This window comes from Streptomyces sp. URMC 126 (assembly GCF_051386555.1).
Taxonomy (GTDB): domain Bacteria; phylum Actinomycetota; class Actinomycetes; order Streptomycetales; family Streptomycetaceae; genus Streptomyces.
The window spans coordinates 1-3,558 of sequence record NZ_JBPQTX010000485.1; the positions used below are offsets into that span (position 1 = coordinate 1).

Consider the following 3,558-nt stretch of genomic DNA (forward strand, 5'->3'; position numbering starts at 1 on the left):
TCCCGCACCCGGACCGCCGGCGGCCGGCACTCACCCCCACCCCCACACCCGGTGCCCACCCGCGCCGGAGGAACGGAGCAGTAGGTGACCACGGCTCAGCACGTCACCGCCCCGCCGAGCGGGCCCGTCGGCCGGAACGGCGCCGACGGCGCGATACCCGCGTCACCGGCGTCGGAGTCACCCGCTTCACCTGCGTCATCGGCGTCGCCCGTCGGCCGGTCGGCCGCGGAGACTTCGTGTGACGGGCGGGGACGGCGGGACGATGTGCGGACCGCCGACGGCGTCGGCGTGAGCGGCGACGCCGTCGGCAGTGCCGCCGGCCGCCCCGGATCGGCCGCCCGCCCCGGCCAGGACGCCCCCGCCGCGAGCCGGCCGCGCGGTGCCGACTCGGAGGCCGACGGCGTGACGACCGACGGCGTGACGGCCGACGCCGTGGCGGCCGACGGCGCGACGGCGAGCCGCGCGGCGGCCGGCAGCGCGGCGGTGCCGGGCATGGCAGCGGTGCCGGGCACGGCAGCGGTGCCGGGCATGGCAGCGGCCGGCCCCGACCGCCGTACCGTCGGCGCGGCCACCGAGCTCCTGGCCGCCTACGACCCCCGCGGCTCCCGTTTCTTCGCCTCGCCCACCCGCACCCTCCTCGCTCACGGCGTGCGCGCCGAAGTCCCGCACGGCGACGCGCCGTTGGCCCGCCGCGTAGCCGAGACCCTGGAGGCCCAGCGGCGTGCGGGCCACGCCGCGCCGCTCGTCATCGGGGCCGTGCCCTTCGACCGGAACGCCCCGGCCGTCCTCGCCGTCCCGGAGACCGTCCGCACCGGCCCCTCACCGGCCGCCGACCCGCTCATGGCGCTGCCCGCCGCGCCCCCGCCCGTCGCCGACTGGGACGTCCGCCCGGAGCCCGAGCCCGCCGTCTACGCCGCGGCCGTCGCCGAAGCGGTACGCCGGATGAAGGACGGCGAGTTCGGCAAGGTCGTCCTCGCCCGCACCCTCCGCCTCACCTCCTCCCGCGACCTCGACCTCCCCGCGCTGCTCGACCGCCTCGCCCGTCGCGACCCCTCCGGCTATACCTTCGCCGTTCCCTCCGGCTCCGGCCGGACCCTGCTCGGGGCCAGTCCCGAACTGCTCGTCTCCAAGCGCGGCGGACGCATCGTCACCAACCCCCTCGCCGGCTCGACACCGCGCAGCGCCGACCTGGCCGAGGACGTCCGCCGGGCGGCGGCCCTGCTGGAGTCCGAGAAGGATCTGCACGAGCACGCCATGGTCGTCGACGCGATCCGTGAGGCGCTCGCCCCGTACTGCCGCTCCCTCGACGTCCCCGACCGCCCCACCCTCGTGCGCACGGCCACCATGTGGCACCTCTCCACCACCCTCCACGCCGAACCGGCCGCCCCCGCCGTCTGCGGAACCCCGACGGACACCGCCCGCCGCGTCATCGGGGAGCTCGAACCCTTCGACCGCGGCGCCTTCACCGGCATGGTCGGCTGGGGTGACGCGAACGGCGACGGCGAGTGGGTCGTCACCATCCGCTGCGCCGAGGCCGAACCGGCCGACCGGCGGCTGCGGCTGTTCGCCGGGGCGGGCGTGGTCGAGCAGTCGGACCCCGAGGCGGAGACCGCCGAGACGGGTGCCAAGTTCCGTACGTTCTTGCAGGCTGTGGGAGTTGACCAGTGACGGACACCAACGACGTCATGAACGACGACGTCATGACCGGCCTCGCGACGGCCGCCGCTCCGGCCGGGGCACGGGCGGCGACCGCCCCGGAGGCGACCGGTGACGGGGACCGCGGAATCGCAACCGAAACCGCAACCGAAACCGCAACGCGGACCGCAACCGGAACCGCCGACGCCCCCGGTTACCCCGCCGAGTTCGCCGAGCGCTACCGCGCCGCCGGCTACTGGCGCGGCGAGACCTTCGGCCGGATGCTGCGCGACCGCGCGTCCGCCCACCCCGACCGGGTGGCGATCATCGACCCCGGCCCGGCGCCGGACGGCTCCACCACCCGCCGCTGGACGTACGGGGAGCTCGACGGGCGAGCCGACCGGATGGCCGCCGGGCTGCTGGCCCTCGGCATCGGCAAGGGCGACCGCGTCGTCGTCCAACTGCCGAACGTCGCCGAGTTCTTCGAGGTCGTCTTCGCCCTGTTCCGCATCGGCGCGCTGCCGGTGTTCGCCCTGCCCGCGCACCGCGACAGCGAGATCCGGCACTTCTGCGCCTTCACCGAGGCCGCGGCGTACGTGATCCCGGACGTGGCCGGCGGCTTCGACCACCGCGACCTCGCCTCCCGGGTCCGGGCCGACGTGCCCACCCTGCGGCACGTGCTCGTCGTCGGCGACCCCGGCCCGCACACCGCGCTCGCCGACGTGCCCCGGGAGCCCGTCAAGCCCCTCGACGAGCTCGTCGAGGGACCGGAGCCGTACGACCTGGCGTTCCTCCAGCTCTCCGGCGGCTCCACCGGAGTCCCCAAGCTCATCCCGCGCACGCACGACGACTACATCTACTCGCTGCGCGGCTCGAACGAGATCTGCCGGGTCGACGAGCACAGCGTCTACCTCTGCGCCCTGCCCGCCGCCCACAACTTCCCGCTGAGCAGCCCCGGCACGCTGGGCGCCCTGTACGCCGGCGCCCGCGTGGTGCTCGCGCCGCGCCCCAGCCCCGACGTGGCGTTCCCGCTCATCGAGCGCGAGGGCGTGACCATCACCGGCCTGGTGCCGCCGCTCGCCCTCGTGTGGACGGAGGCCGCGCCCGCCACCCCGTACGACCTGTCCAGCCTCGACGTGCTGCTCGTGGGCGGGGCGAAGTTCAGCGAGGAGGCCGCCCGACGGGTGCGGCCCTCCCTCGGCTGCACCCTCCAACAGGTCTTCGGCATGGCCGAGGGCCTGGTCAACTACACGCGCCTGGACGACCCGGAGGAGACGATCGTCGGCACGCAGGGCCGGCCGATCTCTCCCGACGACGAGATCCGCGTCGTGGACGACGAGGACCGCGACCTGCCCGTGGGCGAGACCGGGCACCTGCTCACCCGTGGTCCGTACACCATCCGCGGCTACTGGCGCGCCCCCGAACACAACGCCACGTCCTTCACTCCTGACGGCTTCTACCGCACCGGCGACATCGTCCGCCTCACGGAGGACGGTTACCTCGTCGTCGAGGGACGGGCCAAGGACCAGATCAACCGGGGCGGCGAGAAGGTCGCCGCCGAGGAGATCGAGAACCACATCCTCGCCCATCCCTCGGTGCACGACGCCGCCGTGGTCTCCATGCCCGACCCCTACCTCGGCGAGCGCACCTGCGCCTACGTGGTACTGCGGGACGGCGCGGAACCGGTGCGGTCCGCGGCGCTGAAGAAGTTCATCCGCGGGCGGGGGCTGGCCGACTACAAGGTCCCGGACCGGGTGGAGTTCACGGACGCCTTCCCGCAGACCGGCGTCGGCAAGGTGTCGAAGAAGGACCTCCGGGCCGCCATCGCCGCGCGGCTGGCGGCGCAGGAACGCTGAGACGGGCCGGGCGGGCGGAGAGACCGGGGGCCGGGTAGGGGATGAGCCGGACGGGGAGGACGAGCAG

2 protein-coding genes are annotated in these 3,558 nt (G+C 75.1%); both read left to right on the forward strand.

The window, feature by feature from the left end; genetic code table 11:
* Positions 1–528 precede the first annotated feature (528 nt).
* Positions 529–1,668 (forward strand): isochorismate synthase, encoded by a 1,140-nt coding sequence (locus ACSNOK_RS31755; protein ID WP_436784253.1) that lies wholly within the window; start codon positions 529–531, stop codon positions 1,666–1,668.
* Between the two features lie 32 nt (positions 1,669–1,700).
* Positions 1,701–3,491 carry a (2,3-dihydroxybenzoyl)adenylate synthase gene (locus tag ACSNOK_RS31760; protein ID WP_436784254.1) on the forward strand — a complete coding sequence of 597 codons (1,791 nt, stop codon included), beginning with the start codon at positions 1,701–1,703 and terminating at the stop codon, positions 3,489–3,491.
* Positions 3,492–3,558 lie beyond the last annotated feature (67 nt).